This is a genomic window from Guyparkeria sp. SB14A (assembly GCF_005096345.1).
Taxonomy (GTDB): Bacteria; Pseudomonadota; Gammaproteobacteria; order Halothiobacillales; family Halothiobacillaceae; genus Guyparkeria; species Guyparkeria hydrothermalis.
The window spans coordinates 1-25,584 of the sequence record NZ_SWAW01000028.1 but is presented as its reverse complement, the minus strand read 5'-3'; the positions used below and the strand labels follow the sequence as shown (position 1 = coordinate 25,584).

21 protein-coding genes and 1 tRNA gene are annotated in these 25,584 nt (G+C 67.9%); 9 read left to right on the top strand and 13 right to left on the bottom strand.

Annotation, left to right across the window (positions count from 1 at the left end; genetic code table 11):
- A partial coding sequence (gene ssb, locus FAZ79_RS09595; RefSeq protein ID WP_136867750.1) for a single-stranded DNA-binding protein occupies window positions 1-445 on the bottom strand: 445 nt, incomplete at its 3' end.
- 497 nt (window positions 446-942) lie between these two features.
- Here ssb and uvrA point away from each other — a divergent pair.
- A complete protein-coding gene (uvrA, locus tag FAZ79_RS09590; RefSeq protein ID WP_136867749.1) occupies window positions 943-3,774 on the top strand; it encodes an excinuclease ABC subunit UvrA in 2,832 nt (943 codons plus the stop codon).
- 226 nt (window positions 3,775-4,000) lie between these two features.
- On the opposite strand, the gene FAZ79_RS09585 is transcribed toward uvrA, so the two are convergent.
- From FAZ79_RS09585 to FAZ79_RS09575, 3 genes are read right to left on the bottom strand one after another with little or no spacing between them, the layout of a single operon-like run.
- Window positions 4,001-4,543, bottom strand: a complete 543-nt coding sequence (locus tag FAZ79_RS09585; protein WP_136867748.1) for a PRC-barrel domain containing protein — start codon at window positions 4,541-4,543, stop codon at window positions 4,001-4,003.
- A 21-nt stretch (window positions 4,544-4,564) separates the two neighbouring features.
- Window positions 4,565-4,915, bottom strand: a complete 351-nt coding sequence (locus FAZ79_RS09580; protein WP_136867747.1) for a TraR/DksA family transcriptional regulator — start codon at window positions 4,913-4,915, stop codon at window positions 4,565-4,567.
- A 6-nt stretch (window positions 4,916-4,921) separates the two neighbouring features.
- Window positions 4,922-5,419: a hypothetical protein gene (locus FAZ79_RS09575; RefSeq protein WP_136867746.1), complete on the bottom strand. Its 498-nt coding sequence runs from the start codon at window positions 5,417-5,419 to the stop codon at window positions 4,922-4,924.
- Window positions 5,420-5,883: 464 nt separating this feature from the next.
- Here FAZ79_RS09575 and FAZ79_RS09570 point away from each other — a divergent pair, with 464 nt between their 5' ends.
- A complete protein-coding gene (locus tag FAZ79_RS09570) occupies window positions 5,884-7,092 on the top strand; it encodes an ISL3 family transposase (protein WP_136867745.1) in 1,209 nt (402 codons plus the stop codon).
- A gap of 66 nt (window positions 7,093-7,158) precedes the next feature.
- Here FAZ79_RS09570 and FAZ79_RS09565 read toward each other — a convergent pair whose 3' ends face one another.
- Window positions 7,159-8,157 carry an MBL fold metallo-hydrolase gene (locus tag FAZ79_RS09565; protein WP_211238834.1) on the bottom strand — a complete coding sequence of 333 codons (999 nt, stop codon included), beginning with the start codon at window positions 8,155-8,157 and terminating at the stop codon, window positions 7,159-7,161.
- A 167-nt stretch (window positions 8,158-8,324) separates the two neighbouring features.
- Window positions 8,325-9,308, bottom strand: a complete 984-nt coding sequence (locus FAZ79_RS09560; RefSeq protein WP_136867744.1) for an aldo/keto reductase — start codon at window positions 9,306-9,308, stop codon at window positions 8,325-8,327.
- 136 nt (window positions 9,309-9,444) lie between these two features.
- Here FAZ79_RS09560 and FAZ79_RS09555 point away from each other — a divergent pair, with 136 nt between their 5' ends.
- A complete protein-coding gene (locus FAZ79_RS09555; protein ID WP_136867743.1) occupies window positions 9,445-9,909 on the top strand; it encodes a phosphate-starvation-inducible PsiE family protein in 465 nt (154 codons plus the stop codon).
- Window positions 9,910-9,975: 66 nt separating this feature from the next.
- On the opposite strand, the gene phoU is transcribed toward FAZ79_RS09555, so the two are convergent.
- A complete protein-coding gene (gene phoU / locus FAZ79_RS09550) occupies window positions 9,976-10,698 on the bottom strand; it encodes a phosphate signaling complex protein PhoU (RefSeq protein ID WP_136867742.1) in 723 nt (240 codons plus the stop codon).
- Window positions 10,699-10,883: 185 nt separating this feature from the next.
- Here phoU and ppk1 point away from each other — a divergent pair, with 185 nt between their 5' ends.
- The 4 genes from ppk1 (at window position 10,884) to FAZ79_RS09530 (ending at window position 16,383) form a co-directional block, all read left to right on the top strand.
- Entirely contained in the window at window positions 10,884-12,959 is a 2,076-nt protein-coding gene (ppk1, locus tag FAZ79_RS09545) for a polyphosphate kinase 1 (RefSeq protein WP_136867741.1), read from the top strand.
- Between the two features lie 123 nt (window positions 12,960-13,082).
- Window positions 13,083-13,361 carry a PP0621 family protein gene (locus FAZ79_RS09540; protein ID WP_136867740.1) on the top strand — a complete coding sequence of 93 codons (279 nt, stop codon included), beginning with the start codon at window positions 13,083-13,085 and terminating at the stop codon, window positions 13,359-13,361.
- Entirely contained in the window at window positions 13,358-15,028 is a 1,671-nt protein-coding gene (locus tag FAZ79_RS09535) for an ATP-binding protein (protein ID WP_136867739.1), read from the top strand. The genes FAZ79_RS09540 and FAZ79_RS09535 overlap by 4 nt, the downstream gene beginning before the upstream one ends.
- Before the next feature lie 5 nt (window positions 15,029-15,033).
- On the top strand, window positions 15,034-16,383 hold the full coding sequence (locus FAZ79_RS09530; protein WP_136867738.1) for a sigma-54 dependent transcriptional regulator: 1,350 nt from the start codon (window positions 15,034-15,036) through the stop codon (window positions 16,381-16,383).
- A 76-nt stretch (window positions 16,384-16,459) separates the two neighbouring features.
- Here the strand turns inward: FAZ79_RS09530 and sixA are convergent, their stop codons facing one another.
- Window positions 16,460-16,966, bottom strand: coding sequence for a phosphohistidine phosphatase SixA (sixA, locus tag FAZ79_RS09525; RefSeq protein WP_136867737.1), 507 nt, complete (start codon window positions 16,964-16,966; stop codon window positions 16,460-16,462).
- 276 nt (window positions 16,967-17,242) lie between these two features.
- Between sixA and FAZ79_RS09520 the strand changes: the two genes are divergently transcribed.
- Both FAZ79_RS09520 and FAZ79_RS09515 read left to right on the top strand, forming a co-directional pair.
- A complete protein-coding gene (locus tag FAZ79_RS09520; RefSeq protein WP_211238833.1) occupies window positions 17,243-17,779 on the top strand; it encodes an FHA domain-containing protein in 537 nt (178 codons plus the stop codon).
- A gap of 7 nt (window positions 17,780-17,786) precedes the next feature.
- A complete protein-coding gene (locus tag FAZ79_RS09515; RefSeq protein ID WP_136867736.1) occupies window positions 17,787-19,484 on the top strand; it encodes a protein kinase in 1,698 nt (565 codons plus the stop codon).
- Window positions 19,485-19,511: 27 nt separating this feature from the next.
- Here FAZ79_RS09515 and FAZ79_RS09510 read toward each other — a convergent pair whose 3' ends face one another.
- From FAZ79_RS09510 to FAZ79_RS09490, 5 genes are all read right to left on the bottom strand, one after another.
- The gene (locus FAZ79_RS09510) at window positions 19,512-20,480 is read right to left on the bottom strand and encodes a LysM domain-containing protein (RefSeq protein WP_211238832.1); all 969 of its coding nucleotides are present in this window, start codon (window positions 20,478-20,480) and stop codon (window positions 19,512-19,514) included.
- 90 nt (window positions 20,481-20,570) lie between these two features.
- A complete protein-coding gene (locus FAZ79_RS09505; RefSeq protein ID WP_136867735.1) occupies window positions 20,571-21,389 on the bottom strand; it encodes a protein phosphatase 2C domain-containing protein in 819 nt (272 codons plus the stop codon).
- Window positions 21,390-21,531: 142 nt separating this feature from the next.
- Window positions 21,532-23,448 (bottom strand): ATP-binding cassette domain-containing protein, encoded by a 1,917-nt coding sequence (locus FAZ79_RS09500; protein WP_136867734.1) that lies wholly within the window; start codon window positions 23,446-23,448, stop codon window positions 21,532-21,534.
- A gap of 853 nt (window positions 23,449-24,301) precedes the next feature.
- Window positions 24,302-24,378: transfer RNA gene (locus FAZ79_RS09495), tRNA-Pro, on the bottom strand.
- 23 nt (window positions 24,379-24,401) lie between these two features.
- Window positions 24,402-25,379: a polyprenyl synthetase family protein gene (locus FAZ79_RS09490; RefSeq protein WP_136867733.1), complete on the bottom strand. Its 978-nt coding sequence runs from the start codon at window positions 25,377-25,379 to the stop codon at window positions 24,402-24,404.
- Window positions 25,380-25,584 lie beyond the last annotated feature (205 nt).

Below are 25,584 nucleotides of genomic sequence, written 5' to 3'. Positions count from 1 at the left end.
CGGCCGCGGCACCACCGCCGTAACCGCCACCACCGTAGCCACCCTGGCCACCTTGGCTGGCCTGACCGCCGCCGTAGCCGCCGCCCTGGCCGCCACCGGCACCCGGACGGCCGCCGAGCATCTGCATCTCGTTGGCGACGATCTCGGTGGTGTAGCGGTCCTGGCCGTCCTGGCCCTGCCACTTGCGGGTCTGCAGGCGACCTTCGATGTAGACCTGGCTGCCCTTCTTCAGGTACTCGCCGGCGATCTCGGCGAGCTTGCCGAAGAAGACGATGCGGTGCCACTCGGTGTTCTCGCGGTTCTCACCGGTGGTCTTGTCGCGCCACTGCTCGGAGGTGGCCACGCGGATGTTGGTGACCTGGCCGCCGGACGGCAGGTAGCGCACGTCCGGATCAACCCCGAGGTTGCCGATGATGATTGCCTTGTTCACACCGCGGCTCGCCATATTCACACTCCTTACTGGTTCCTGCCGACCGGTCGCGTCGTCGGCCAAACCGTCACTATAAAGGAAACGCTGCACGATTCGATAGCGCCTCTGCGGGACCGCCAAGGGCCCAGTTGCAAGGCGCAGTCCGCCGTGAATGGCGGATGTCCTTTACAAGGACTGCAACGCGGCAAATGGGTCCTTGGCGGCCCGCCCACATGGGGCTTGCGGGTTTGTCCGCACTCGGCGTTGCCATCCCTCGACGGGCAACAAGCCCGTCTTCGGCCCGGCGCCTTGCTTGCGAACAAACCCGCGAGCCAGAGACGCCATCGAATCGTGCAGCGTTTCCTTGAGCATCCGGGAAGAGGGGGACCACTCACCGGCGCGATTCATCTAACCGCCTGGCAGGTCAATGAGATCTCCCCCCTTTCGACTACAATGACCGGTTCCGTTCGCGGCGGGGAGCACGCCTCTTCGCCGCGAGCGACGTCCATTCAATCGAGCGACAATCGCACACCATGGCCGATCCGTTTATCCGCATTCGCGGTGCCCGCACGCACAACCTCAAGAACATCGATGTCGACCTGCCACGCGAGAAGCTGATCGTCTTCACCGGCCTGTCCGGCTCGGGCAAGTCGTCGCTCGCCTTCGACACGATCTTCGCCGAGGGCCAGCGCCGCTACGTCGAGTCGCTGTCGGCCTACGCGCGCCAGTTCCTGTCGATGATGGACAAGCCCGACGTCGACACCATCGAGGGCCTGTCGCCGGCGATCTCGATCGAGCAGAAGACCACCTCGCACAACCCGCGCTCGACGGTGGGTACGGTCACCGAGATCTACGACTACCTGCGCCTGCTGTATGCCCGTGCCGGCATCCCGCGCTGCCCGGAGCACGACATCGACCTGACCGCGCAGACGGTCTCGCAGATGGTCGACCACGTCATGGACCTGCCGGAAGGCTCGAAGTGGCTGCTGCTCGCGCCGGTGATCGAGAACCGCAAGGGCGAGCACCACAAGCTGTTCCAGGAATGGCAGTCGCAGGGCTTTCTGCGGGTGCGCATCAACGGCACGGTCTACGAGATCGACGAGATCCCGACCCTCGATCCCAAGACCAAGAACACCATCGAGGTGGTGGTCGACCGCTTCAAGGTGCGCGACGACCTCCAATTACGTCTGGCCGAGTCCTTCGAGACCGCGCTGCGACTGGCCGACGGGCAGGCGATGGTGGTCTCGATGGATTCCGACGAGGAGCACGTCTTCTCCTCGAAGCACGCCTGCCCCAAGTGCGGCTACTCGCTGGGCGAGCTGGAACCCAGGCTGTTCTCCTTCAACAACCCGGTCGGCGCCTGCCCCAGCTGCGACGGGCTGGGCGTGAAGCAGTTCTTCGACCCGCAGAAGGTGATCATCAACCCCGAGCTGTCACTGGCCGCCGGCGCGGTGCGCGGCTGGGACCGGCGCAATGCCTACTACCATGCGCTGCTCTCGTCGCTGGCCCGCCACTACGAGTTCGACCTCGAGACCCCGTGGGAGGAGCTGTCCGAGGATCTGCGCGAGATCGTCCTGCACGGGTCGGGCAAGGAGAAGATCGCCTTCACCTACATCGGCCCGCGCGGTCAGGCGAAGGAGCGCACGCATCCCTGGGAGGGCGTGCTGCCGAACATGTCGCGCCGCTACCGCGAGACCGAGTCGCAGGCGGTGCGCGAGGAACTGGCGCGCTATATCTCCGAACAGGCCTGCCCCAGCTGTCACGGCACGCGTCTGAACCGCGCCGCGCGGCACGTGTTCATCGACGGTTACAACCTGCCGACGGTGACCCGCTGGTCGATCGGCCACTCAGCCGGCTTCTTCGACGAGCTGGCACTGGAGGGCGCCCGCGGCGAGATCGCCACCCCGATCGTGCGCGAGATCCGCGCGCGGCTGAAGTTCCTCAACGACGTCGGCCTGAACTACCTGTCGCTCGACCGCAGCGCCGAGACGCTTTCGGGCGGCGAGGCGCAGCGCATCCGACTGGCGAGCCAGATCGGCTCGGGGCTGGTGGGCGTGTCCTACATCCTCGACGAGCCGTCGATCGGCCTGCACCAGCGCGACAACGATCGCCTGCTGGGCACGCTCACCCACCTGCGCGATCTGGGCAACACGGTGATCGTGGTCGAGCACGACGAGGACGCGATCCGCGCGGCCGACTTCGTGCTCGATATCGGCCCGGGCGCCGGCGCGCACGGCGGCCAGGTGGTCGCGCAGGGCACCCCGCAAGAGATCGAGGCCAACCAGGACTCGCTCACCGGCCAGTACCTCTCCGGCAAGCGCGAGATCGCCGTGCCCGAGCGCCATCGCGCCGACCCGGAGAAGATGCTCACGCTCGAGGGCGCGACCGGCCACAATCTGGCCGGTGACCCGCTGCACGTCCCGCTGGGGCTGTTCACCTGCATCACCGGCGTGTCCGGCTCGGGCAAGTCGACGCTGATCAACGACACGCTCTACAAGATCTGCGCCCACCAGCTCAACCGGGCCAGCGCGACCGCCTCCCCGTACAAGACCATCCACGGGATCGATCAGCTCGACAAGGTGATCGACATCGACCAGTCGCCGATCGGACGCACCCCGCGCTCCAACCCGGCGACCTACACCGGCCTGTTCACCACCATCCGCGACCTGTTCGCCGGCACGCAGGAGGCCCGTTCGCGCGGCTACACGCCGGGGCGGTTCTCGTTCAACGTCAAGGGTGGGCGCTGCGAGGCCTGCCAGGGCGACGGCGTGATCAAGGTCGAGATGCACTTCCTGCCGGACGTGTACGTACCCTGCGACGTCTGCGGCGGCGCGCGCTACAACCGCGAGACGCTCGACATCCGCTACAAGGGCAAGACCATCACCGACGTGCTGGAAATGACCATCGAGGAGGCGGCCGCGTTCTTCGAGGCGGTACCCAGCCTGCACCGCAAGCTGACCACCCTGATGGACGTCGGGCTGGGTTACGTGAAGCTGGGGCAGAACGCCACCACGCTCTCCGGCGGCGAGGCGCAACGGGTGAAACTGTCACGCGAGCTGGCCAAGCGCGACACCGGCCACACCCTCTACATCCTCGACGAGCCGACCACCGGCCTGCACTTCGAGGACGTCGCCCAGTTGCTCCGTGTGCTCTACCGCCTGCGCGACCACGGCAACACCGTGATCGTGATCGAGCACAACCTCGACGTGATCAAGACCGCCGACTGGATCGTCGACCTCGGCCCCGAGGGCGGCTCCGGCGGCGGGCGCATCATCGCCTCGGGCACGCCCGAGCAGGTCGCCGAGGTCGAGGGTTCGTACACCGGCCATTACCTCAAGCGGATGCTGGCGCCGGCAACGGCCTGACCACCCCGAGGGGAAGTCGGCCCGGTGGCCGACGTCGGGCTGAAGCCCGACCTTAAGGGGCATGTGCCCCGGGGCATCCGATTGTGGGAGCGGGCCTTGCCCGCGAAAGCCGCCTCAGCGGCTGTCCCGCCAAACGGCATGCCGGCGAATCAATTCGGGCGAGACCACCCACGCCGGGACACGCGCCCACGGCGCGTTTCGCGAGCGAGGCTCGCTCCCACGGGGATTACTCGAGCGTGCGCTGCAGGCTCTCGAGCACGTCGCGGGTGGTTTCCTTGGTCTTGTCGATGACGTTGGAGGTGGTGTCCTTGGTCGCCTGCCAGGCGCTGGAGGCGCCGGACTTGGTGTTCGACCAGATGTTGGCCGCGGCCTCCTTGGTCTGGGCCCACCAGTCGTTGTCGACGCGCGGGTAGTCGCGCACCTGGTCGAGGTCCTCGTTGAGGAACACGGCGTAGGAGACGCGATCGAGCCGGTCGCCGGAGCGCGTCGCCACCGAGAACTGCCGCACCTCGACGAAGCGGTAGTCGTCATTGCCGACGCCATCGAGGTCGTCGTCCAGCTCGACCACCAGCCCGTGGACCTTCATGTTCTCGGCCACGAGCACGTCCTCGACCTCGCCTACCTCGCGGTTGCGATCGGTGGCCAGAAAGACGTCGGCGCCGATCAGGGCATCCATGGAATACAGCCCCTCCGGCGCCGTTTCCGCCAGCACGGGCTGGCACAGGGTCACGGCCATGGCACTGGCCAACAGGGTATGCGTGCGTTTCATCGAATCTCTCCTGATCGGTGGCTATTCGTCTTCAGCGCATTCGACGCAGCGCGTCACGCTGGGATCGTTTTGGAGTCGACGGGCGGGAATGGGTTCCCCGCAGACAAAGCAGTTGCCGTACTCCTCGTTTTCTATCCGTCGCAAGGCGCCGTCGACGCGGCCGAGTTCGCGTTTCCAACGGGCGCGGAGCGCCCGAGCCATTTCCCGCACCTGCGCTGACTCGGTGCGCGACAGCTGACTCTCCTTGCTCTGGCACGCGCTGTCGATTTCCACCCGCTCGGTGGATTCGTCACTGCCGCTCAGCCGTTCTCGCAACGCCTCGCGCCTCTCGAGCAACTGGGCGCGGAGTGCCTCGCGCAGGGCGTCATCCACGGGCGGTCAGTCGATCTTGATCTTGGTGTAGCCCCGCTGGGCGTAGGCCGCGGCGGTGACGAAGGTGTTGCCCACCTCGACCAGCGGCTCGACCAGATCGGCCTGGGTGATGCCCGAGCGGCGACTGGCGATCGAGCAGACCTCCATGCGCTCCACGCCATCGAGCCGGGCCAGCTCGGCCAGCTTCGACTGGATCTGCAGGATGGTCTGGGCATGCTCGATGTCGCGCTCGGCGGCATCGCGGGTCAGCAGCCGGACCGAGCCGCCACGAAAGCCGAACACCATGCGCGGCGTCACGCCCTGGCGTTCGAGATCGCGCCAGGTCTGCTCGATCACGCCCAGGCGCGCGAGCAACGTGTCGGGTTCGGCGGCCGTCACGTCCCAGAGGATGCGTGCCTCCTCCAGGCCCTGCAGCGATCGTGAATCGTCCGGACGCGGCACGTCGGTGGCGGCCGCCAGCCCCGGCAGCAGCACGAACAACAGACCCAGCATCAATCGGCGCATGGTCGTTTCCTCCTTGAGCGCGATGGCAGACCTTTAAGGAAACTTTGCACGATTCGATGGCGCCTCTGGCTTGCGGGTTTGTTCGTAATCAAGGCGCCGTGCCGAAGGCGGGCTCGTTGCCCGGCGAGGGGCGGCAACGCCGAGGGCGGGCAAACCCGCAAGCCCCATCCGGGCGGGCCGCCAAGGACCCATTTGCGGCGTTGCAGTCCTTGTAAAGGACATCCGCCATTCACGGCGGGCTGCGCCTTGCAACTGGGCCCTTGGCGGTCCCGCAGAGACGCTACCGAATCGTGCAAAGTTTCCTTAACAGTAAAGCCCATCGACATCACGGTTCCAAGCGGGCGGGCAAAAGAAAGGTTCTTCGCACTTCCGCGTGAAACCCGCACAAAAATGACGGCAGCTCCTCAGGCTAGATTTGTTTGAGACCAATCAAATGAATCCAAAGCCGCAAGGAGGCTGCCGCCATGTCCGAGGCTAATCTGTCCGCCCTGTTCTGGAAAGGCTTTCGTGTCGATTCCTACGAGGTGAAGGCCTCGGACCAGCTCCACATCCGGCTCGTCCCGGATCCCGATGTCATTCCCGTCTGCAGTGGTTGCGATCACGGCACTCACCTGGTCCATGATGTTCACCGTCGGCGAGTTCGAGAACGCAACTTCGCTCATTACCGTGTCTGGCTCGACGTGCCGGTTCGGCGTCTTCGCTGCCCGCAATGCGGCCCTCGCCGGGAGCGGATCGACTGGCTGGCCGGGCGGCGGCACCTGACCCAGGCCATGGTCGACTGGGTCGAGGCGTTGTCCCGCTTCGCGTCGCTTCACCACGTAGGACAGCTGCTCGGTCTGCACTGGCACACGATCCGGGCCCTGGATCACCAACGGCTGCGCCGTGAGGTGCCCGAGCCGGACCGCAGCGGTATCAGACGACTTCTGATGGACGAGTTTGCCCTTCACAAAGGGCATCACTACGCCACCGTCGTCATGGATGCCGACCGGCGGCAGATCCTCTGGATCGGCGAGGGACGCAGCCGAGCCGCCATTCGTCCCTTCTTCGAGTGGTTGGGGCCGGAGGCTTGTCACCAGATCGAAGCGGTTGCCATGGACATGAACACGGCCTTCGACCTCGAGGTCCAAGCCCACTGCCCCAATGCCCGGATTGTCTACGACCTGTTCCACGTCGTGGCCAAGTTCGGCCGGGAGGTGATCGACCGGGTCCGCGTTGATCAGGCCAAGGCGATTCGGGAGGACCGCCCGGCCTACCGGGCGGTCAAGCGCAGCCGCTGGCTGCTGCTTCGCAATCGAGTCAATCTCGACGGCAGGCAGCAGGAGCGACTCGACACGCTGCTGGAAGCCAACGCCCCGTTGATGACGGTCTACGTCCTCAAGGAGCAGTTGAAGGAGATCTGGTATGCCCCGTCGGAAGACGAGGCCAGATCTCGATGGGAGGACTGGAAGGCATTAGTCGACCAGAGCGCCATCAAGCCACTCAAGCACTTTGCCAGCGTCCTCGGTCGATACCTGCACGGCATTGTCGCCAGTGCGACCCACCGACTGAATACGAGCGTGCTCGAGGGCATGAACAACCGCATCAAAGTCATCAAGCGGATGGCCTACGGCTACCGGGACACTGACTACTTCTTCCTGAAGATCCGAGCCGCTTTTCACGGCAAAGTGCGATGAACCAAAAGAAAGCCGCCCGCGGGTTGCCCCGGGGCGGCCTCGACGGATCGACGGCTCGTCGGTCGATCAGAACTCGAATTCCATCTTCTGGAAGACGCGCCCGGCGTTCTGGCCGGCGAGCTCGTCGAAGGTGTGCCAGTGCGAGAACTGGCTCTGGTCAAGCTCGTAGGCATCCTGCAGCGTGCCACCCTCGTCGATGAGCCGACCAATCTCGGTGCGCAGGAAGGTCAGGTAGTCCTTGGTGTAATGCTCGACCGTCTCCAGGTCGGTCGGCCCGCCGTGGCCCGGGATGATGGTCTTGCCCTCGGCGACCTCGGCGAACTTCGGCCAGGTCTCCAGCCAGGCGGCCGTGTCGGTGTACTCGAAGATCGGCAGCATGCGGATGTTGAAGGCCATGTCGCCGGCAATCACGACGTCGCGCTCGGGGATGACCACCGAGATATCGCCCGGGGAGTGCGCCTCGCCGAAGTAGATCACCTCGGCGGTCATGCCACCCAGGTCGAGCTCGATGCGGTCCTCGAAGGTCCGGCTGACGGAGACCGCCTCGTCGGTGCCTTCGGCCTTTTCCTCGGCGATGCGCTGGAGCGTGTCGAGGTAATCGGCCTTGTGGTTGTCGTAGTACTCGGCGGCATCGACGTGCGCGATCACCTCGGCGCCCTGGTCGATCCAGTAGCCGGTGGCCATGGCCGCGTGCAGCTGGCCGTTCTCGTTGACCACGTACTTGACCGGCACGTCGGTGCGCTTCTTGATCTCCTCGTGCAGCGCCTCGGCGAGCTGGTAGGAGGCGCCGGCGTTCATGACCAGCACCGCGTCCTCGCCGATTACGAACGAGAGGTTGTTGTTGTGCAGCGAGTTCTCGTAGGTGTAGGGCTGGGTCGCGCCGATCGCCGACCAGACGTCATCGGCGACCTTCTGCGGCATGTCGTAGAGCATCGAGTCCGGCGCCTTGTCGGGCGGATTGTCGTCCTCGGCCATCGCCGGGCCGGCGATCAGCCCGGTGGTCGCCATCGCCAGCAGCGCGCTGCCGGCCAGGTTGCGCGTGTCTCTCATCCATTCGGTCAACATACGAGTCCACTCCTTGCTTGGGCGGAGAACCCATAAGCATTTTGGGTTTATTTATTAGCGAGCTAACCATCTCGCCGTTGCCCTCGGAAAACAACCCCCGGATCCATTCAGGTTTTTGATTCCAAAGAACATGCGCTAATCATCATTCAACCAACCAGTTGATCGTGTTAGTTCCAGTCCAACCCGCCGCGGGTCCGCCAGTAGTCCTGGGGGCGCTCCGCCAGCCCGGCCAGCGCTTCGCGGTCCGCCGGCGCGAGGGTAACGTCCAACGCCCGGAGGTTGGCGGCCAGCTGCGCCTCGCTGCCGGCGCCGGACAGCACCATGTCGACGAACGGGTGGTCCAGCAGCCAGCCGATCGCCAGCGCATCCCGGCCCACGCCATGCCGCCCGGCCACCGCATCCAGGGTCTGCAGGGCCGATGCGTCCCCGGCCCGGTCGTTGCGCGCGGTCAGCCGACCGTTGGCCACCGCCTCCTTGATGATCACGGCCATGCCGGCTTGGGACGCCTGCTCGAGTTGACCTAGCACCGAAGGCTCGAACAGGTTGGCGGTCGCCTGCACGGCGTCGAACAGGGGGCGACCGTCGATCTCGACCGCCATCGCCCGAGCCAGGGTCTCGGCTTGTGCCGGACCGCTGGTGGTCAGACCGATGGCCACGCCCTGATCGCGCAGCTCGCCCAGGCGGTCGAGCACGGCGGCGTTGTCCAGCACGCCCGAGTCGAGCGTGGCCGAGTGGATCTGGTAGAGCGCCGGCGGGAAGCCGAGTGCCTCCAGGGTCTCGCCCCACTGGCGGTCGAGCACCTCGCGACTGTGCTCCTTGACCTCGTGAACGTCGGCATCCACCTGCCAGCCGGCCGTGTAGGTGTAGCCCCACTTCGAGCCCACCACGGGACGCTCGTCGGCCGGTCGACCGGCCAGCCAGTCGCCCAGGAACGCCTCGGCCCGACCGTAGGAACGCGCGGCATCGACGTAGCGGATGCCATGCCGCCAGGCGGTCTCGAGCATGGCGTGGCAGTGCGCGCGCATGGCCTCGACGTCCCGACCGTCGGGCATGTCCTCGCCGTGGCCGAGGTTGATGTAGCCGGGACGACCCAGGGCGGCGAGCCCCAGACCAATGCGTGGTTGCGGGAGGGTGAGACGGGTTCGCGGCATGGGCAAGCTCGTTGTCGAGTCGTGAGCGGATATCATCAATGTTCGCGCGCCAAGCGGTTACAGTTGGCGCAACGGAACGGACGGCCCGGGCCTGGCCGAACCAGGCTGGGCCGCCGACACACGAGGAGAGGCTAGCATGCAGCAATTTCGTCTGGGGCCACCGGTTCACCGCGTGGTCAGGGGGCTGGAGCTCGTCGGCCTGGTGGTGATCCTGATCGCCACCTTCATCGCCGCCGGCCAAGACATCGCCGAGATGATCGAGGCGCGGCGCGTCACGCTCGCCGACCTGTTGCTGCTGTTCCTGTACCTCGAGGTGCTGGCGATGATCGGCGCCTACCTGCAGACCGGACGGCTGCCGATCCGCTTCCCGATCTACATCGGCATCATCGCGCTGGCGCGCTACCTGGTGCTGGAGGTGAAGGACCTCGAGGCCTGGAAGATGATGGCGGTCGGCGCGACCATGCTGATCCTGGCCGGCACGGTGCTCTTGTTGCGCTACGGGCACCTCAAGCTGCCCTACCCGGAGAACGAGGCCGAGACCATCACCGGCGACGTCGACGATTCGAGACGACGGCAGGGCGTCGAGCATGACGGCAGCTGAACGCAAAACGGGCCGGCATGATGCCGGCCCGTCTCGTTCCCGCCCGTCGACCGGGCTGGCACGCCCTCAGATCTGGGTGCGTTCCTTGTCGTCGACACGGCTCTGGCGGCAGACGCCCACGCCGCGCTGCTGGAAGATGACGTACTCGGCGATGTTGGCGCAGTGGTCGCCGATGCGCTCGATCGCGCGCATGCAGTAGAGCATCCGCAGGCTCAGGTCGACATTCTGCGGGTTGTTTGCCATGTACTCGAGCAGCACCTCGTGGACGGCGTTGTACTCGTGGTTGACGTGCGTGTCGCGGCGGATGATCTCCTCGGCGGCGACGCAATCCTGGCGGACGAAGGCGTCGAGCGCGTCGTGCAGCATGCCCTTGACGATCCGCCCCATCACGCGGAAATGGGTGGAGAAGGCCGTCTGCTGCAGGGTCGGCCCGACTTCCTCGGCGATGCGCGCGAGCTTCTCGGACTTGTCGCCGATGCGCTCGAGGTCGGTGATCGCCTTGACGATTGCCATGATCGCGCGCAGGTCGCTGGCGGTGGGCGCGTAGCGGGCGATGATGTGGATGGCCAGTTCGTCGATGGAGGTCTCGAGACGGTCGATCTCGTAGTCCTGCTCCATGGCCACGCGGCCGCGCTCGGCGTCCCCGTCGAGCAGGTAGGCGAGCGCGTCGTCGAAATGCTGCTCGGCTACCCCGCCCATGTTCATCAACAGCGACCGCAGCGCGCCGAGATCGTCGTCGTAACGGGTCAGGGTGTGCGGCGTCAGGTTGGGCGTGTCTTTCTCGCTCATTTGCTCGGGATCTCCTTGAAGCGGCTTGTCTCGACCCGGTTGCTAGGGTTTACTCGTGGCAGGGGTGGCCGGTCGTCAAGGCCGTAACGGCCCTGTCATGCCCACCGGGCAGACTGGGCGACCGCCAGACGCAAGGACTGGCTGCCCAAATGCGCATACTCTAACCGACTTTACGTTGCAGAATAATGACAACCACCGACGAGAAAGCCCTGCCGTTCATCAACCGCGAACTGAGCCTGCTCGGCTTCAACCGCCGCGTGCTCGAGCTGGCGCAGGACCGTAACGTGCCGCTGCTCGAGCGGCTCAAGTTTCTCTGCATCTCCTCGTCGAACCTCGACGAGTTCTTCGAGGTGCGCGTCGGCACGCTCACCCAGCAGATCCGCGCCGGCATCAGCCGCCCGGACGACGCCGGGCTCTCGCCGCAGACCCAGCTCGACCTCGTGCTCGAACAGGCGCATGCCCTGGTCCACGACCAGTACGAGACGCTCAACCGCGAGATCATCCCGGCGCTGGCCAAGGAGAACATCCACTTCCTGCGCCGTACGCACTGGACCGAGGCGCAGGCGCTGTGGGTCAAGCAGTACTTCCGCCGCGAGCTGCTGCCGCTGCTGACCCCGCTGGGCCTGGACCCGTCGCATCCCTTCCCGCGGATTCTCAACAAGTCGCTCAACTTCATCGTCTCGCTGGAAGGCAACGACGACTTCGGCCGCGAGGCGTGGCTGGCGATCGTGCAGGCACCGCGCGCCCTGCCGCGCATCATCCAGATGGACGAGGACGCCGCCGGCGGACCGGCCGGCTTCGTGTTCCTGAGCTCGGTGATCCACGCCCACGTCCACGAGCTGTTCCCCGGGATGACCGTCACCGGCTGCTACCAGTTCCGTGTCACCCGCAACAGCGACCTGTCCGTGGACGTCGACGACGATGACGACCTGCTGCAGACCCTGCAGGGTGGGCTGTTCGAGCGCAACTACGGCGATGCCCTGCGCCTCGAGGTGGCCGACAACTGCCCGGCGGACATGATCGAGTTCCTCTGCGAGCGCTTCGCGCTGGAGGAACGCCAGGTGTTCCAGGTCCACGGTCCGGTCAATCTGCACCGACTGATGGCCCTGCCGGGCCTGATCGACCGCCCCGAGCTCAAGGACCCGCCGTTCACGCCGCGCCTCGAGGCGGACTTCGATCCGGACCGCAATATCTTCGAGACCATCGAGCAGCAGGGCAGCGTGCTGCTGCATCACCCCTACCAGTCGTTCATGCCGGTGGTGGAGTTCATCCGCCAGGCGGCCACCGACCCGCGGGTGGTGGCGATCAAGATGACGCTTTACCGCACCGGCAAGGACTCGGCCATCGTCGACGCGCTCGAGAGCGCGGCGCGCGCCGGCAAAGAGGTCACCGCGGTGGTCGAGTTGCGCGCGCGTTTCGACGAAGAGGCCAACATCAACATCACGACAAGGCTGCAGAAGGCCGGCGCTTACGTCGCCTACGGCATCGTCGGCTACAAGACCCACGCCAAGATGGCGCTGGTGGTCCGCCGCGACGGCAACCGCCTCAAGCGCTTCGTGCATCTCGGGACCGGCAACTACCACCCGGGCACCGCGCGGCTGTACACCGACTTCGGCCTGATGACCGACGACCGGTTCGTCGGCGAGGACGTCAACAAGCTGTTCATGCAGCTGACGGGCCTGGGCCGCGGCATCCACTTAAAGCGCCTGCTGCAATCGCCGTTCACCCTGCACGACGGCATGCTCGAACGCATCCGCCGCGAGACGGCACACGCCCGCAACGGCCGGCCGGCGCGCATCCGCGCCAAGATGAACGCGCTGATCGAGAAGCGCGTGATCGAGGCGCTCTACGAGGCCTCGCAGGCCGGGGTGACCATCGAGCTGGTCGTCCGCGGGGTCTGCTGCCTCAAGCCGGGCATCCCGGGCGTGTCCGAGAACATCCACGTGCGCTCGGTGATGGGCCGGTTCCTCGAGCACCCGCGGGTGTTCTACTTCCACAACGACGGCGACGAGGAGCTGTTCCTCTCGAGTGCCGACTGGATGCCGCGCAACTTCTTCGCCCGGGTGGAGACCGCCTTCCCGGTCGACACCCCGGAAATCCGCGCCCGGGTGATCGACGAGGCCTTCGACCGCTATCTCGCCGACAACACCGGCGCCTGGGAGTTGACCGCGGCGGGCGACTATCGCCGCATCACGCCGGCCAAGGGCGAGAAGCCGTTCAATGCCCAGCAGTCGCTGATCAGCGACTTGGGCAAGGCCTGACCCAGTCGTGACGGCGACCGTCCCGCGCCGGGGGTCCGCTCCGCCGGGGCGGTCGACGGCATGCGATACTCTCGGCCGTCACCCGCCCGATTATTCCCTGTTCATCCGTCCCGGTCCGCCCCAATGCTCAAGCTGCTGTTCTGGCTCATCGTCGCGCTCGTCATCGGCCTGTTCTTCGCCATCCGCCAGGCCAACCGCCTGCGGGCCGAACAACAGGCCGACGAGTCGACCGAGACCCGCTCGCTGGAATCGGTGCGCTGCGCCCACTGCGGCGTGTTCGTGCCCGAGGACAAGGCGGTGCGCCGCGAGGGCCATGACTTCTGCAGCTGGGAGCACGCCCAGGCCTGGGCCGACGCGCGGGCCGAATCAGGTCGCAAGCCAGGGCGGCGGGAGTCGGAATGATCCAGCCGGCCGGCACGGAGAACTGGCGCGGGCTGCGGCTCGCCAACGCCTATCGCCTGCTGCTCGCCCTGGCCCTGACCGCCGCGGCCCTGACTGGTCGCGGCCCGGCCGTCTTCGGCCAGGCGGATGCCTCGCTGTTCATGGTCACCGCCTGGGCCTACCTGTTCCTGGCCATGGCCTTCGAGTGGCTGCTGGAACTGCGCATCCTGCCGTTCCGCCCGCAGGCCCACCTACACACCGCCGGCGATCTCGCCTGCCTGATGCTGATCGCCCACGCCTCGGGCGGGCCGGAGGGCCCGATCGCGCTCGCCCTGGTGATCGCCATCGGCATCGCGGCGGTGCTGCACGGCGGGCGGGCGGCGATCGGCTACGCGGCGGTCGGCGTGCTGCTGGTCCTCGGCGAGGCGATCTACGCCTCGTGGACGCAGACGGACGCCAACCACCTGACCAACTCCGGCTTTCTGGGCGCGGCGCTGCTGCTGATCACCGTGCTGGTGATCGCCTTCGAGCGCCGCGCCGCGCTCTGGGAGCACCAGAGCCACGCCCGCGAGCGCGAGGTGCGCTATCTCTCGGAACTGGCCCTGCGGGTCATCGAGCAGACCGACAACGGCATCATCGTCTCCGACCCGGACGGGCGGATCGAGTACATCAACGCCGCCGCGCGCCAGATGCTCGGCGAGCGCGGCGCGGCCGACCTGGCCAACGACCACCGCCTGCCGGACCTGCACCCCGGTGTCTGCGATGCCCTGCGGGCCTGGCACGCCGGCCACGGCGGCCAACAGCAGGACTTCGACCAGCCGCGCCGCCTGCGCGCGCAGTTCCACCGCATCGAGACCGCGCTGGGCCCGCGTGCCCTGATCGTGCTACTGGACCTCTCCGCCGAGGACGAGCGCGTGCGGCGCGACAAGCTCGCCGCGCTGGGCCGGCTGATCGCCTCGATCGCCCACGAGGTGAGAAACCCGCTCTCCTCGATCCGGCAGGCCGCCGAGCTGTTGCCGGAATCCGATACCGCGGAGGAACGCGAGCAGCTGACCGGGATGATCACGCGCCACAGCGACCGCATCAATCGACTGGTCGAGGACGTGCTGGGCGCGGCCCGCGCCCCGGTGGTCCACACGCAGGACGTCGACCTGGTCGACTGGCTGGCGCGCTTCGCCGAGCGACGTCGCGAGGCCTGGCGGGCCGCCGGCGAAGCGTTCACGATCCAACTGGATGCCGATGTCGAGCGCGCCCCGGCCCAGGTCGACACGACCCACCTGTGGCAGGTGATGGACAATCTCTGTGACAATGCCGAACGCCACGGACGCCCCGCGGACGGGCAACTGGCGATCCGGCTGCGGGTGACCGCGGCCCACGGGCGCTGGCAGGTCCAGCTCTGCGACAACGGCCCGCGCATCCCGGCCGCCGAGCGCGATGCCCTGTTCGAGCCGTTCTACACCACGCACTCGCAGGGCACCGGGCTGGGCCTGTTCGTCTCGCGCGAACTGGCCCTGGCCAACCGGGGCGAGCTGACCCTGGTCGAACCCACCGCCGACACCGCGGGCAACTGCTTCCGGCTGTGCCTGCCCATGGCGGATGGGGCCGGGGCAGAAGGAGCGTGGGGAGACGAAGCCCGGGCGGACGAGACCGGGCCGAGCGAGCCGGCAACGACACAAGCAAGGGAATGAGACCGATGGCGTATTGCCTGATCGTGGACGACGAGCCGGACATCCGCACGCTGGTCGCCCTGTTCATGAAACGCGAGGGTGTGCCCACGCTGGAGGCCGCCGACCTGGCCGAGGCCCGCGAGCAGCTCGACCGGCAGGGCGAGGCGATCGACCTGTGTCTGGCCGACATGCGTCTACCCGACGGCAACGGGCTGGACCTGGTCGACGAGATCCGCCGCCAGCGCCCCGACCTGCCGGTGGCGGTGATCACCGCGCATGGCCAGGTGGAGGCCGCGGTGCGCGCACTCAAGGCCGGCGCCTTCGACTTCATCAACAAGCCGATCGAGCAGGACACCCTGCGGCGCCTGCTGCGCGATGCACGCAACCTGCAGCCCGCCCGGCCCTCGACGACACCCGCCGCCGAGACGGATGGCAGTGACTCGTCCCTGATCGGCCAGTCACGCGCCATGCGCCAATTGCGCGAGATGATCGGCCGGCTGGCCCGTTCGCAGGCGCCAATCTTCATCCAGGGCGAGTCCGGCACCGGCAAGGAGCTGGTCGCCCGCGAGATCCACGCGCACAGCAGCCGCGCGGGCGGGCCGTTCGTGCCGGTCAACTGCGGCGCGATCCCCGGCGAACTGATCGAATCCGAGCTGTTCGGCCACCACAAGGGCTCGTTCACCGGCGCGACCCGCGACAAACCGGGCCTGTTTCGCGCCGCCGAGGGCGGCACGCTGTTTCTCGACGAGATCGCCGAGCTGCCGCTGCCGCTGCAGGTCTCCCTGCTGCGGGTACTGCAGGAGCGCCGGGTGCGGCCGGTGGGCGGCACCGAGGAGGTGCCGGTGGACGTGCGCATCGTCTCGGCCTCGCACCAGGACCTTCACCAGGCGGTGGAGGCGGGACGCTTTCGCCAGGACCTGTTCTTCCGTCTCAACGTGATCGGCCTGCGCGTGCCGCCGCTGCGCGAACGCCTCGACGACCTGCCGGCGCTGTCCACGACGATCGTCGCCCGGCTGGCCGCGCGCGACGCGCGCCCGGTGCCGTCGATCGACCCGGCGGTCTTTCAAACACTGGCGGCGCAACCGTTCCCGGGCAACGTGCGCGAACTGGAGAACCTGCTCGAACGGGCCATGGCCCTGACCGACGGCGATCGGATCACCGAGGAGGCCGTCGCGCCGCACCCGATGATGACCGGCGAGGAGGAACCCGCCTCGGCGCTGGCCGCTTGCCCCGGCTTCATCCCGGAGACCGACGAGCAGCGCAACGTGCTCACCGCCCTGCAGCAGACCCGTTGGAACCGCAGCGAGGCCGCCCGCCAGCTGGGCATGACCCTGCGCCAGCTGCGTTACCGGTTGCAGAAGTGGGGTGTCGAATAGAGAGGGCAGAAATGGAGAGGTCAGAAGTCAGAAAGGCAGCCGCTAACCTCTCAACGCTCAATTCTGATTTCTTGCGTCAGTCCGCCAACGCCCGCAACACCGCCGGCGGCAGGGCCCAGACGAGCTTGCCGTTGCCGTAACCGACCGCGTTGTCGAAGCGGATCAGGATCATGCCGCCCTTTTTCATCGGCAGGTTGCCCGACGGGCGGCCGGCGATCAGGCATTCGGCCAACTGACCGAGGCTCGGTTCGTGGCCGACCACGGCCATCCCGTCGACGCGGGGTTGCTTGCGCAGCCATTCGACCGCCGCACCGATCGGCGCGTCGGGGGCGAACACCCCCTCCTGCTCGACCCGGCGCTGCTCGAGGCCGGGCGCGACGATCTCGGCGGTCTGCACGGCGCGCACCGCCGGGCTGGTCACCAACCGTTCGATCGGCAGGGCCATGGTGGTCAGGCCGCGCGCCGCCATCTGCATGCGCTCGATGCCGCGCTTGGTCAGCGGGCGCTCGATGTCGGGGTGCCCCTCGCGGGCAAAGGCCTCGCGATCCTGCGCGGCGGCGTGTCGAATGAGCAACAGGTCCATGATCGGGTCTCGCGGGTTATCGGTAGCGGCATGCTGAACCCGTCAGGCTACCGGATTATGACAATGTGACTGACGGGAGATGGACCGTGATCCGGCGGGGAGGTTCACAAGGGACACTCTGCCCCAATGCCATACCGCTTGCGTGCCTTGATCACGAACGAGTCGCCGAGCCCGAGCGGCATGGCATTCGTGCAGGATTTCCCAAGCGGCGCGCATCTGGCAACCACGGTGCTCTGGGCTATGATGGTGGCCCAACTCACTTTGCGAGGAGACGACATGGAAGGCCGCGACGCGCAGGATGCCCGCTCCACTCCCCATCACCGCCCGAACCGATCGGCCGGCCCGCAGGGCACCATGCTCTTCCAGGCCGACGAGATGCGCCAGAAGGCCGAGGCCGCCCAGCCGCAGGGCAACGAGCGTGCGTCGGTGGCCGAACCGATCCTCGAGGGCACGAGCGAGGGAATCGAGGGGCGACGGTTCACCCTGCGGGCCGGGCGGCAGACCATCGGCCGGCGCGAGGACAACGACATCGTCCTCGACGAGCCCAGTGTCTCCTCCTCGCACGCGTGGATCCTCAACCAGCAGGGCCACCACGTGATCATGAACATGCTGTCCACCAACGGCACCTTCGTCAACGACCAGCGGGTGCACGAGGCGACCCTCAAGCACGGCGATCGCGTGCGCCTCGGCCAGGCGGCGTTCGTGTTCCTCACCCGTGAGGCCGGCGAGGGCCGCATCGGACCGCGCCACTGGCTGGTCGGCGCCCTGCTGCTCGCCGCCATGGCGCTCGCCTTCTCCCTGATCTGGAACTGAGTCGGCCGTGACGGCCCGCGAGACCCCGACGACCATCGGCCGCTATCGCATCGAGGGAGTCCTCGGGGAGGGCGCGATGTCGATCATCTACGCCGGCTTCGACCCCAGCATCAATCGCCACCTGGCGATCAAGTGCCTCAAGGACGAGGTGGCACGCGACGACGCCTACCGGCGCCGCTTTCTCACCGAGGCGCGCGCCGCCGGCACGCTCACGCACCCCAATATCGTCACCATCTACGACGTCGGCGAGGCGGACGGTCGACCCTACATCGCCATGGAACGCCTGCGCGGCGACACGCTGGCCGACCGGGTTGCCGCAGAGGGCTTCCCCTCGATACCGGTGGTCATCGACCTGGTCGGACAGATCGCCGCCGCCCTGGAATTCGCCCACCGGCACGGCGTGGTCCACCAGGACATCAAGCCCGACAACATCATCCTGGTCGAGGGCTGGACCCACGCCAAGGTCAACGATTTCGGCGTGGCGCGCCTGCCCGAGGGCGACGAGCACCATGACGGCATGGTCGCCGGCACCCCGGCCTACATGTCGCCCGAGCAACTGCGCGGCGCGGCCACCGACGGGCGCAGCGACCTGTTTTCCCTGGGCGTGCTGCTGTTCTGGCTCCTGACCGGGGACAAGCCGTGGCGGGAGTCGGAGATCGACCGGCTGATGGCCGAGCGCCACGACAACCCCCAGCCCGCGCTGATCCCGCGCGAGCCGGGGACGCCCGAGGTGCTGCTGGAGATCACCCGCAGCCTGCTCCAATCGGATGCCAACCAGCGCTACCAGCACGCCCACGAGGTGATCGACGACCTGCGCCACGCCCGGCGCGAGCTCGAGCGCCTGCGGGCCGACCCGATCGCCACCCGCATCCTGCCGATGCGGGTGCGCTGGGCCGCGATCCTCGGCGGCATCCTCGCCGTCACGCTGCTCACCGGCCTGGGCTCGGTCTACGTCAAGCAGGACCAGGCACTCACCGGCCTGGCTCTGGACTTCGGCGCCTCGTTGGGGCGCACCATCGCCCAGGAAACCGCCGAGGACCTGCTGCTCAACGACCGGGTTGCCGTGCGCGCGCTGGTCGAGGACATGCGTCGCAACGACCAGATCCGCTATCTGGCCGTTGCCAACCGCGAAGGTCAGGTGATCGCAAGCGCCCGCGGCGAGGAAGTGGGCGCGAGACTGCCCGCCTTCCCCGAGGCCGGGCAACGCCATCTCGACGACGGCATCGCGAGCCACCACGGCACGCTGGCCTCGAGCGAAACCGACGAGTCCCTGCTCCTGTTCGACGTACCCATCCGCTACCAGGCGCACCCGATCGGCACGCTGCGCCTGGGGGTGGACAGCCACCCCCTCGAGGCGGCGAACCAGACGACATTGATGGCGATGATCACCGCCCTGCTGGCGACGCTGGTGGTGGTCCTGGGCGCGGCGTGGTGGCTGTTCCGCCGCCTGCTCGCCCCGCTCGACGTGCTGCGCGATGCGCTGATGCGGGTGGCCCGCGGCGAGACCGGTCATCGCATCCGGCTGGTGCGGCGCGACGAGTTCGGCCGCCTGTTCACGGCCTTCAACCTGATGAGCGAATCGCTCTCCCGGCGCGAGCCCGCCGCGTCGACCGACCCGCCGACACCGCCCACCGACACCGACCCGACGCGCGTGATCGAGCCGAGTGATACCTCGGGCGAGGCGCCGACCGACGCCCCGCGGTAACCCCCGCAACAACCCCAGGGCGCGTCGTTACAACTGGTCGACGCGCCGCTGCAGCTCGCGGGCACGCGCCCGGTAGGTGCGGGCCGGCTCGAAGGTCGGATCGATCGCCAGCACCCGATCCCACAGCGCGATCGCCTCGTCGAGTTGCTGGTTGCGATAGCGCAGGATGGCCCGCTCGTGGTACTCGTCCACCAGCCGTTCGCGCAACGCGGGCGCCCGGCTGGCGGCCGGCTCGATGCCCTCCTGTTCGGCCAGCGCGGCCTCGAACCGTTCGAGCGCGGCCTCGGGCCGATCGTCGGCGAGCAGGGCAAGCCCCTCGTCCTGCAGCCGTTCGGCACGGCTGTCCCCCTCCTCGGACGACGCGGCCGACGCGTTCGCGTCACGTCCCACACCGCTCGACTGGAACGACGGCAAGGGGGCGTCCGGCAAGGCCAGTGCCGCGGCCGTCTGGCGTGACGGCATCGGGGCGCGGTCGAGCTGCCGGCGTGCCGGCTGGCCGTCGTCCGCCGACGCCGTCGGCTCGGCCCGGGTGGAGCGCGCCGGTCCCGGCAGGCGCAGGGTTTCGCCGACGCGCAGGTCGGAGGGATTTTCCGAGCCGTTGTAGCGAGCGAGGATCAGGAACAACCCGGCATCGCCGAGGTGACGGGCGGCCAGGGCGCTGTAGGAGTCGCCCGGGCGCACCGTGTACGAATGCGACTGACGACCGAGCACCTCCTCGGGGTCGGCGGTCAGCTGGCGCATCACGGCCCGGGCCACCATGTCGTCGGGGTGGCGTTCCAGGTACCGGGCCAGATCCCGGCGGCCGCGCGGGTAGCCACCGCGCTGGAGGTCCTCGAGGATCGCGTCCAGCGAACGGCGATCGGCCGGCGGGGCGACGGTCGATTCCTCGACCGGCCGGGACTCGGCCGCCTTGCCGTCACCGTCGGCCAACCCCTGCAGGCGGGCATCGAGCTCGCTGAGCTGGGCACAGCCGCCCAGTACTGCCGCCCCCGCCAAGAGCGCGACGAGTCGGATTAGGTTCCCTACGGAATCGGAGCGTCCACCGAAAATCTTCATGGTTCGGTTGCCGTGAGTCGAGAAATGGGTTCAGGTGAGCGACAGTCGCCCGGCCAGGCGACTCAGCCACGAGGTGGGGCGATCGGAGCGCGCCAGGATCAGGCCGAGGTTGTCTCCCGCCTCGCCACCGCGTTCGGCACCCAGGGCAAGCCCGTCGTGCAGCGCGGCGGACAGGTCCGGGGCGCGCAGCAACCCGGCGAGCTCGGCGCGGCTCAGGGTCTCCCAGATGCCGTCGCTGCACAGGGCAAAGCCGTCGCCGGGCCGGGGCGCCGCGTAGCCGTGTTCGACCTCGGGCGGCTCGCTGCCGCCCAGCCCGCGCAAGAGCACGTGCTGGTCTGGGTCATGGGCCAGGTCGACCTCGCGGATCTCGCCACGCTCGAGCTTCAGGCGGGCCAGGCTGTGGTCCCGGGTGACGCTCAGGCAGCGCCGACCTCGAAAGTGGTAGAGGCGGCTGTCGCCGACGTGGGCCCAGTAGGCCTGCCCGTCGCGCAGCAGGAGCGCGACGATGGTCGAGTGCGGCTCGGCGGCCACCCAGGCATTGCGCCGGCGTATCTCGTCGTGCGCGGCCTGGCAGAGGGTCTCGAGGAACAACGCGCCGGGTTGGTCGCGCCAGGCCCGCTCGTCCCACAACTCGCGGGCGGCGTGGATGACCCCGCCCGAGGCGAGCTCGCCGGCACCGTCGCCGCCCATGCCGTCGGCCAGCACCATCAGGGAGGTCGCCTCGCGCGCGTCGTGCAGGCAGATCAGGTCATCCTGCTGTGACGGCCGACCGCCGAGCGCGCGCCCACAGGCGATCCCCGGGGCCACCCCGGGGGCCACGCGGATATCGAACTGGCCGTCCCTGTTCATGCCTGCGAGCGCTCCTGGTTCGCCTGTCCCGTGTGTCCAGCCGGCAATCCACCACCGGCCGCAATCGACATCACCTCAATCAATTATCGAGGCAGTATAGACCCGGCATCGGCCGCCCGGAAACGCCCGGCACCCCGATCGATCAGCCCTCGTCCTGCGCCTCGAGCCACTCGGTCTCGGCGGTCTCGAGTCGGGCGGCGATCTCGGCGCGCTCGGCCTGCCATTGCGTGACCTCGGCCTCCCGCTGGCCGTCGTACAGGGCCGGGTCGGCCAGGGCCGAGTCGATCTCGGCCAGCTGGTTGCCCAGGCGCTCGACCTCGGCCTCGAGGCGATCGAGGCGTTTTTGCCGCTCCTTGGCCTTGGCGCGCGAGGCCTTGTCGCGCGGCTTGCCCCAGCTGGACGGGTCGGCCGGTGCCTTCTTGTTGGCCTTCCCCTTGGGCTTGTCGGCCGCCTGCCCTCGATCCTCGCGATTCTGGGCGCGGCGCCGCTCGGTGACCGCCTCGCGGTAGTCGTCGAGATCCCCATCGAACGGCAGGGCGGCGCCGTCGCGCACCCACCAGAATCGGTCACAGACCAGCTCGATCAGGCTCTTGTCGTGCGAGACCACCAGGATCGCGCCCTCGAAGGTCTGCAGCGCTTCGGCCAGCGCCTCGCGCATGGCGAGATCGAGGTGGTTGGTCGGCTCGTCGAGGATCAAGAGGTTGGGCGCCTTCCAGACCAGCAGCGCGAGCGCCAGCCGCGCCTTCTCGCCGCCGGAAAACGGCTCGATCGACTCGAAGATGCGGTCGCCGACGAAACCGAACCGGCCGAGGAAATCGCGGTACTTCTGCGTGCTGCCACTCTTCTCCGCCACCCGTTCGAGCGCGACCATGGGCGTATCGCGCGGGTCGAGCTGATCGAGCTGGTGCTGCGTGTAGTAGCCCACCTGCACGCCCGGGGCGACGAAGCGGTCGCCCGAGAGCCAGGTCGGCCCGCCGTCGGCGATCACGCGGATCAGGGTGGTCTTGCCCGCGCCGTTCGCCCCCAGCACGCCGATGCGATCGCCGGCGCGGATCTGCAACGACACGTCCTCGATCAGCGGCGTGCCGTCGTAGCCGATGGAGACATCCTCGAGGGTGACCATCGGGTCCGGGGCACGCTTGGGCGTGGGGAAGTAGAAGGAGAAATCGTCGCGGTCGGCGTGACTGGCGGCGATGGTCGGCAGCCGTTCGAGGGCCTTGACCCGGCTCTGCGCGGCGCGCGCCTTGGTCGCCTTGGCCCGGAAGCGGTCGATAAAGCCCTGCAGGCGCTCGCGCTCCTTGGCGATCTTGTCCGCCAGCGCGGCGTTCTGCGCCAGGCGCTCGGCGCGCATCGCCTCGAAGTCGCTGTAGTGCCCGGTGTAGAGGTTGAGCTTCTGGTTCTCGATGTGCGCGATGTGCGTGCAGACGTGATCGAGGAAATCGCGGTCGTGCGAGACCACGATCAGGGTACCCGGATAGCTGACCAACCAGTCGGCCAGCCAGAACACCGCGTCGAGATCGAGGTGGTTGGTGGGCTCGTCGAGCAGCAGGATGTCGGAAGGCGCGATCAGGGCGCGCGCCAGGTTCAATCGCATGCGCCAGCCGCCGGAGAAGCTCGAGACCGGGTTGTCGATCGACGCCGGCGCAAAGCCCAGCCCGTCGAGCAGGCGGGCGGCGCGCGCCCGGGCGGTGAACCCGCCGATCGCCTCGAACTCGGGGTAGATCTCGGCCATCCGCATACCGTCGTTCTCGGCCTCGGCCTCGAGCAACGCGGCATTCAGCCGGGCGTAATCACGATCGCCGTCGAGGACGTAGTCGACCGCCGAGGCCTCCAGCGCCGGGGTTTCCTGCTCGACGGTCGCCATGCGCTGACCACCGGCCCACTCGATGTCGCCCGCATCCGGCGCGATTTCGCCCTCGAACATCGCCAGCAGACTGGACTTGCCGGTGCCGTTCTTGCCCACCAGGCCCATGCGCTGGCCCGGCAGCAAGGTGAGATCGGCATCCTCGAGCAGCAACTGCGTGCCGCGTCGAAGGGAGACGGACTTCAACTGGATCATGTGGTCTCCAATCGGAATTGACGCCGTAAGGATTTGCAGCGTCGGAAATGAGCATGGCAAGGGGCGCCGAGAGCGCGAACCCTTTCAGGCGCCTCAGCGAGACAACGGAGGTCGGGTTCCCCTTGTGCCTTGCCTCGCGAGCGAGGGGTTGCAGGGTCTGGCCGGCAGGGACGCCGGCCAGAGGTTCGCGGGACACGACGTCGCGTCGAACCGACCCGTCCGCAATCCCTCGTTCGCGAGGCTGATCGTCGCGGATGCAATCCGCGGCGATCAGGCCCACAGGGCCAAGGCACCGGGGTGTCTTCTTTTCGTCGGTTTTCTTGGACAAGCAAGAAAATCGACTCGCGCGACCATGGACACCGTCGCGAATGAGTCACCGATTCGGCGGGTCGCGCGAAAACCAGCCGCATCGTCCATTCGACACCAGGACTCTTAACCAAACGATCAAGCCAGCGTGGATCGTTTTCGCACGCCTCCTGGAGCTTGACGACCGACTCACCGCCCGGTGCAGGGCGTGCGAGCCCCTTTTCTTGCTTGTCCAAGAAAAGGGGCGAAAAGAAGGACACCCCGCGCCTTGGCCCTTCGGGCCCGGGAGTCTCGAGAGCGAGACTCCCGGCCTCGCGAGCTGCAGGTGGCTTTTCGGGTACGGTTCGACGCGACGTCCTGTCGCGACGAACCTCGGAGCGACTTCCCTGTCGCTCCGCCCCGACCACCTGCAACTCGCGAGGCAAGACGCCAAGGGGGCTCTGTCCCTTCGATAAGCCAAAACGGCCTTTTCCAAGGTCGCAAGAGCCACAAGAATCCCCAAAACCAAAAAGGCCGGGACCCCAAACGGGGCCCCGGCCGGGGAATTTGGTCGGAGTGGCAGGATTCGAACCTACGACCCCTACGTCCCGAACGTAGTGCTCTACCAGGCTGAGCTACACTCCGAAAGACCGTCGACGCCTGAAACGTCAGTGGTCGCGCTGAACGCTGATGTCCGCCAGGGCGGCCATCGCTCGGGAATGGTCACTGTCGGGCAGAACCCCCAGTGCCTGCTTGGCCGCATCGGCCTCGCGTTCAGCGAGCGCCGAAGTATACGAGAGTGCGCCGGTCCGTTCAACTACTTCGAGCACCTCGTCGATCCGATCGGCCGACTGCGACTCGATCGCCTCGCGCACGAGCTCCGCGCTGGCCGCATCCGCCCGCGCCATGGCGACGATCAGGGGCAGCGTGGGCTTGCCCTCGGCGAGGTCGTCACCGACGTGCTTGCCGGTCTGCGCCTCGTCGCCACGGTAGTCGAGCACGTCATCGATCAGCTGGAAGGCCACGCCCAGTCGATAGCCGTAGTCGCCCAGCGCCCGCTCGGTGGTCTCGTCGCGATCGTCGAGCACCGCGGCCAGCCGGCAGGCGGCCTCGAACAGGGTGGCGGTCTTGCGCCCGATCACGTCCATGTAGCGCGCCTCGGACACCCCGGCATCGCCGATGTTCATCAGCTGCATCACCTCGCCCTCGGCGATGCGGTTGGTGGCATCGGCGAGGATCGACATCACGCGCGGGCGCTCGACCTCGACCATCATCTGGAAGGCGCGCGAGTAGAGGAAATCGCCGGTGAGCACCGAAGCGGCGTTGCCGAAGCGGGCATTGGCGGTGTCGCGGCCGCGGCGCAGCGTGGACTCGTCGACCACGTCGTCGTGCAGCAAGGTGGCCGTGTGGATGAACTCCACCACGGCGGCGAGCTGCGCCGAGCCGGCCACATCCGTCTTCTCGCCGCGCAGCGCCCGGCTGGCGAGCATCAGCAGCAACGGCCGAAAGCGCTTGCCGCCCGAGTGGACGATGTAGCTGCCCAGCTGGTTGATCAGGGCGACGTCCGAACCGAGCCGATGCAGGATCACGCGGTCGACGGCCTGCATGTCGTCGGCCATCAGTGCGCGGATCTCGTTCAACTGCATGCGTCTGCGTCTCTCGGGTCGGGTGAGTGGCGTGGCGGCGGACGGTCGTCCCGCTGCGGCTAACCTTACACCAACCCCGGTGGGGCGACTACCGGAACCAGTGACGCGGCAACCCGCGGGCCAGCCGCCGCCGCGTGGCGACGAACTCGTCGGCGGGCATCGGCGCCCGCCGGGCGAAGCAGGCGGCCTCGAGTGCCGACATCGC

Excerpts from the sequence above, each read along its gene's own strand:
- uvrA (WP_136867749.1), top strand. The coding sequence starts at position 943 with ATGGCCGATCCGTTTATCCGCATTCGCGGTGCCCGCACGCACAACCTC.
- FAZ79_RS09585 (WP_136867748.1), bottom strand. The coding sequence starts at position 4,543 with ATGAAACGCACGCATACCCTGTTGGCCAGTGCCATGGCCGTGACCCTG.
- FAZ79_RS09575 (WP_136867746.1), bottom strand. The coding sequence starts at position 5,419 with ATGCGCCGATTGATGCTGGGTCTGTTGTTCGTGCTGCTGCCGGGGCTG.
- FAZ79_RS09570 (WP_136867745.1), top strand. The coding sequence starts at position 5,884 with ATGTCCGAGGCTAATCTGTCCGCCCTGTTCTGGAAAGGCTTTCGTGTC.
- FAZ79_RS09565 (WP_211238834.1), bottom strand. The coding sequence starts at position 8,157 with ATGTTGACCGAATGGATGAGAGACACGCGCAACCTGGCCGGCAGCGCG.
- FAZ79_RS09560 (WP_136867744.1), bottom strand. The coding sequence starts at position 9,308 with ATGCCGCGAACCCGTCTCACCCTCCCGCAACCACGCATTGGTCTGGGG.
- FAZ79_RS09555 (WP_136867743.1), top strand. The coding sequence starts at position 9,445 with ATGCAGCAATTTCGTCTGGGGCCACCGGTTCACCGCGTGGTCAGGGGG.
- phoU (WP_136867742.1), bottom strand. The coding sequence starts at position 10,698 with ATGAGCGAGAAAGACACGCCCAACCTGACGCCGCACACCCTGACCCGT.
- ppk1 (WP_136867741.1), top strand. The coding sequence starts at position 10,884 with ATGACAACCACCGACGAGAAAGCCCTGCCGTTCATCAACCGCGAACTG.
- FAZ79_RS09540 (WP_136867740.1), top strand. The coding sequence starts at position 13,083 with ATGCTCAAGCTGCTGTTCTGGCTCATCGTCGCGCTCGTCATCGGCCTG.
- FAZ79_RS09535 (WP_136867739.1), top strand. The coding sequence starts at position 13,358 with ATGATCCAGCCGGCCGGCACGGAGAACTGGCGCGGGCTGCGGCTCGCC.
- FAZ79_RS09530 (WP_136867738.1), top strand. The coding sequence starts at position 15,034 with ATGGCGTATTGCCTGATCGTGGACGACGAGCCGGACATCCGCACGCTG.
- sixA (WP_136867737.1), bottom strand. The coding sequence starts at position 16,966 with ATGGACCTGTTGCTCATTCGACACGCCGCCGCGCAGGATCGCGAGGCC.
- FAZ79_RS09520 (WP_211238833.1), top strand. The coding sequence starts at position 17,243 with ATGGAAGGCCGCGACGCGCAGGATGCCCGCTCCACTCCCCATCACCGC.
- FAZ79_RS09505 (WP_136867735.1), bottom strand. The coding sequence starts at position 21,389 with ATGAACAGGGACGGCCAGTTCGATATCCGCGTGGCCCCCGGGGTGGCC.
- FAZ79_RS09500 (WP_136867734.1), bottom strand. The coding sequence starts at position 23,448 with ATGATCCAGTTGAAGTCCGTCTCCCTTCGACGCGGCACGCAGTTGCTG.
- FAZ79_RS09490 (WP_136867733.1), bottom strand. The coding sequence starts at position 25,379 with ATGCAGTTGAACGAGATCCGCGCACTGATGGCCGACGACATGCAGGCC.